The sequence below is a fragment of the Bartonella sp. AD328YNZD genome (assembly GCF_042196425.1).
This window is the reverse complement of the sequence record NZ_JBHIQG010000221.1, coordinates 1-4,031: the sequence shown is the minus strand read 5'-3', so window position 1 is coordinate 4,031 and position 4,031 is coordinate 1. Positions and strand designations below refer to the sequence as shown.

The window sequence follows — 4,031 nt, the reverse complement described above, 5'->3', positions numbered from 1 at the left end:
TTGAAAAAGCGTTTAAAGGGTGCAGGTTATAATACCAATGTTGGTGATGAAGGTGGTTTTGCACCTCAATTTAAAAGCGCTGATCAAGCAATTGATTTTATTATGGAATCTATCATGATATGTGGTTATAAACCAGGTGAACAAATTGCCATTGGTTTAGACTGTGCTTCAACCGAATTTTATAAAAATGGCTCGTATTTTTATAAAGGTGAGGGAAAATGCCGTGACACCCAAGAGCAGGTAGAGTATTTAGCGCAGCTTGTGAAAAATTATCCTATTATTACAATTGAAGATGGAATGGCAGAGGATGATTGGGAAGGTTGGAAGCTACTCACGGATACAATTGGAGAAAGATGTCAGCTTGTTGGTGATGATTTGTTTGTAACGAATTCAGCACGTTTGCGTGATGGTATCAAAATGGGGGTAGGCAATTCTATTCTCATAAAAGTTAATCAAATTGGTACATTGAGTGAAACACTTGATGCTGTAGAAGTAGCACATAAAGCAGGTTATCGTGCCATTATATCTCATCGTTCAGGCGAGACAGAGGATTCTTTCATTGCAGATCTTTCGGTTGCAACGAATTGTGGACAAATTAAAACAGGTTCTCTTGCACGTTCGGATAGATTAGCAAAATACAATCAACTTATTCGTATTGAAGAAATGCTAGGAGCTCAAGCGCATTATGCTGGTGATTTATATCGTGTATAGTTGTGAGCAAAAAATATGAAAGTATAAGATCATTTAGATTATGAAATTGAGATTTCTTATCAAAGGCATATGCATAGTAATTTTATAGGTATTTAAATTTATAGGGATTAAGATGAGAGGTGTGATTATTACTCAAGATCAAGGAATGTATCTCGTTTCTGGTGATGACGGTAAGCGTTATCAGTTTGCGACTTGGGATTGGTTGGGAAAGAAACCACCAAGGATTGGTGATACTGTTGATTTTGTCTATGAAGGCGGTGTGGTCAGTTCTGTTTTTCCGTTGTTGAGATCAAGTACAGAGAACTCAAAGATAATGTTCGCACTTCTTTGTTGGGTTGCAGGTATCTTTGGTGTTCATCGCTTTATGGTTGGGAGAGTTAGGACAGGTGCTTTAATGCTGATTCTATCTTTATCATTTTTTGGATTGATAATTACCGGAATTTGGGCAGTTGTTGATTTTATAGTCATTGTTGCTGGAAGATTTACGGATAAAGATGGGAATCAAATTACAGATTTTTAAAAATCTTATAATAAAAAGGAGGTAATTTAGCCCGCTTTTTATTTTTATCAATATATTAAGTTCATAATAGCTCTGCGTTATTGTATTACATGTATTTAATGTAAAATATTAAAAGGCTATGCACAGTTGAACGAAAATATTGAAAAACTGTGCTATTTTTATAGGTAAAACAAAAGCGCAAATCAATTACAGCGTAATTTGAGTTGCTGTTTATAGAAGCGGGAAATATTAGATTATTGGGGGCAAGACTATTCCAATTACACGTTGATCATGTTTTTTATGCGTTTTATTTATACCGTGAGGTTAATCTGCATATTATCGAATTAGAAATAATCTCTTTATGAATAACACATGAGGAGTAGCTTTATAGGTGGGCAAGGATGAAGGGTAAAATTATTGGTCAAGATCAAGGAGATTATTTCGTTTCAGGAGCTGACGGTAAGCGCTATCAATTTACGAGTTTCGATTGGTTAGGAAAAAAAATACCAAAGGTAGGGGATACCGTTGATTTTGTATATGAAGATAATGTTGTTAAATCTGTTCTCCCTCTTTTGAGTGAATCGCAGTCAGAAAAATCAAGATTAGCGATAGCACTTGTTTGTTGGTTTTTTGGTTTATTGGGAATTCATCGCTTTATGGCTGGTAAAGTTGGGACAGGCATTGTAATGCTTCTTATAACGATAACAGGTGTAGGATTGCTCGTTACTATACCGTGGTCATTCATTGATTTTATAGTTATTTTATCCGGATATTTTAGGGATGAAAATGGGGATAAAATTATAAATTGGTAGAAATTTTAGAATAATATAAAATGTAAAGAGCTAGAAACTTTCTTTACTTTTAATGTTGTCAATATATTAATTTAATAATGTAAATTATTTTAGGCTATGTCTTTAAATGTGAAATATTAAAGAAAATTATGAATATTTAAATAAAACTATTGAAAAAGATTGTACTATTTCATATGAAAAAAGCAAAAGTGCAAATCGAACAGCGTACTTACCACTTATAATTGCGGGAATTTTAAGTTGTTGGGGGATTTTAAGCTTTTTAAATTGTCATATATCACGGTGAATACAGATTGTATTCATGCTGTGAGGTTTATCCAATATATTATCATATTAGAAGAAAAGATTCTTTATGAATAACAATTTTATAGGTGGTGAAGATGAAAGGTAAAATTATTGGTCATGATCAAGGAGATTATTTTATTTCAGGGGCTGATGGTAAGCGCTATCAATTTGCGAATTGGGATTGGTCAGGAAAAACGCCGCCGAAAATTGGTGACGTAGTTGATTTTGTGTGTGAAGGGGATACCATTAAATCTATTTTCCCTATCTTGACTGAAGGTCAGTCACAGCAATCAAAAGTGACGTTAGCGGTCGTTTGTTTTTTTCTAGGTGGACTAGGAATTCATCGTTTTATGGTTGGTAAAGTTGGAACTGGCATTGCAATACTTCTTATAAATATAATAAGTATGATAACTATACCATTTTTTGGGGTAGGGCTTATAGGGATTATTTTTATAATTATACCTTGGGTATTGATTGATTTTATAGTCATTTTAACAGGAAATTTTAAAGACAAAGATGGGTGTAAAATCACAAGTTAGTGGGATATCCAATATTTGTCATATAACAAAGTGGGGCATTCAGCTTACTTTGATTGTTTTGAGGGGGGTAAATTGGTGATAAAAAATTGTTTACGTTTCTAGATTGAGTAATGAGGTGTTAATCAAAATCGTGCATATTGAGCTGAGTATTGAGGAATTTGTGCTGTAAAGACTGTGCTATTTTATGTGGACAAAGCAGAAACGTCGATCAATCAAAGTACGCTTTGTACTACCTCTTATGACGGTGGGAGTCTTAAGCTATTTCAGTTATCACATTTATCATGGTGAGTATGGATTGTATTCACGCAGTGAAGTTAATCAGCATATTAGTGAATTAGAAAAGGAGCTTCATAAAATAGAAGCTGAGCGGATATTCATGGAAAAGCGTATTTCTCTTTTACGCAACGGGCATATAGAAAAAGATATGTTGGATGAGTATGTCCGAAAGAATTTGAACTTCTCTAAGCCAAATGAACTGACAATCTTAATACCTTGAAATTGATACTAAAGGTAAATGAAAAATCGCTTAATTTAGACAACAATCAGCAATGATATTGTTTAAGCCGATTGATAAGGCTTGTAACTTTTGTTCGTAAAGGTTATTCCTAGATAATCATAAAAGGGAGTTTAATATGGCAGAACGACTTAAAAAAAATTCTGCGTCGGTAGCGCACACTGTATTATCAAGCACTACAAAGAAAGCACCAATAGCCTCTTTTACAAAAGAGGAAGAAATTGTTGCCTATCGTGAAATGCTTTTAATTCGCCGTTTTGAAGAAAAAGCAGGACAACTTTACGGTATGGGGCTTATTGGGGGGTTTTGTCATCTTTATATTGGACAGGAAGCCGTTGTTGTTGGAACATTGAAAGCGGCAAAAGAAGGTGATCAGGTTATTACGTCTTACCGTGATCATGGACATATGTTAGCGGTTGGGATGAGTCCGCGTGGTGTTATGGCAGAATTAACGGGGCGCCAAGGGGGCTTTTCCAAAGGGAAAGGTGGCTCGATGCATATGTTCTCTAAAGAAAAAAACTTTTATGGGGGACATGGTATTGTTGGGGCACAGGTTCCCATTGGTTCAGGCTTGGCATTTTCGAATCAATATCTTGATAAAGATAATGTGACATTGGTTTATTTTGGTGATGGTGCTGCAAATCAGGGGCAGGTTTACGAGAGTTTTAATATGG

Annotated in this window: 5 protein-coding genes and 1 pseudogene; all 6 read left to right on the top strand. The window is 34.9% G+C overall.

All coding sequences use genetic code 11. The annotated features are described in order from the left end of the window. Positions 1 to 711, top strand: a pseudogene (gene eno / locus ACFIO3_RS09555) (phosphopyruvate hydratase); the annotation flags it as partial. A gap of 112 nt (positions 712 to 823) precedes the next feature. Beyond that, positions 824 to 1,231 (top strand): NINE protein, encoded by a 408-nt coding sequence (locus ACFIO3_RS09550; protein WP_375614950.1) that lies wholly within the window; start codon positions 824 to 826, stop codon positions 1,229 to 1,231. A 380-nt stretch (positions 1,232 to 1,611) separates the two neighbouring features. Further along, positions 1,612 to 2,022, top strand: coding sequence for a TM2 domain-containing protein (locus ACFIO3_RS09545; protein WP_375614949.1), 411 nt, complete (start codon positions 1,612 to 1,614; stop codon positions 2,020 to 2,022). A gap of 377 nt (positions 2,023 to 2,399) precedes the next feature. After that, positions 2,400 to 2,843 carry a TM2 domain-containing protein gene (locus ACFIO3_RS09540; RefSeq protein ID WP_375614948.1) on the top strand — a complete coding sequence of 148 codons (444 nt, stop codon included), beginning with the start codon at positions 2,400 to 2,402 and terminating at the stop codon, positions 2,841 to 2,843. Positions 2,844 to 3,027: 184 nt separating this feature from the next. Beyond that, the gene (locus ACFIO3_RS09535) at positions 3,028 to 3,339 is read left to right on the top strand and encodes a septum formation initiator family protein (protein ID WP_012754998.1); all 312 of its coding nucleotides are present in this window, start codon (positions 3,028 to 3,030) and stop codon (positions 3,337 to 3,339) included. A 136-nt stretch (positions 3,340 to 3,475) separates the two neighbouring features. Further along, positions 3,476 to 4,031: thiamine pyrophosphate-dependent enzyme (locus tag ACFIO3_RS09530; protein ID WP_375704367.1), on the top strand; the 556-nt coding region annotated here is incomplete at its 3' end.

Excerpts from the sequence above, each read along its gene's own strand:
- ACFIO3_RS09550 (WP_375614950.1), top strand. The coding sequence starts at position 824 with ATGAGAGGTGTGATTATTACTCAAGATCAAGGAATGTATCTCGTTTCT.
- ACFIO3_RS09540 (WP_375614948.1), top strand. The coding sequence starts at position 2,400 with ATGAAAGGTAAAATTATTGGTCATGATCAAGGAGATTATTTTATTTCA.
- ACFIO3_RS09535 (WP_012754998.1), top strand. The coding sequence starts at position 3,028 with ATGTGGACAAAGCAGAAACGTCGATCAATCAAAGTACGCTTTGTACTA.
- ACFIO3_RS09545 (WP_375614949.1), top strand. The coding sequence starts at position 1,612 with ATGAAGGGTAAAATTATTGGTCAAGATCAAGGAGATTATTTCGTTTCA.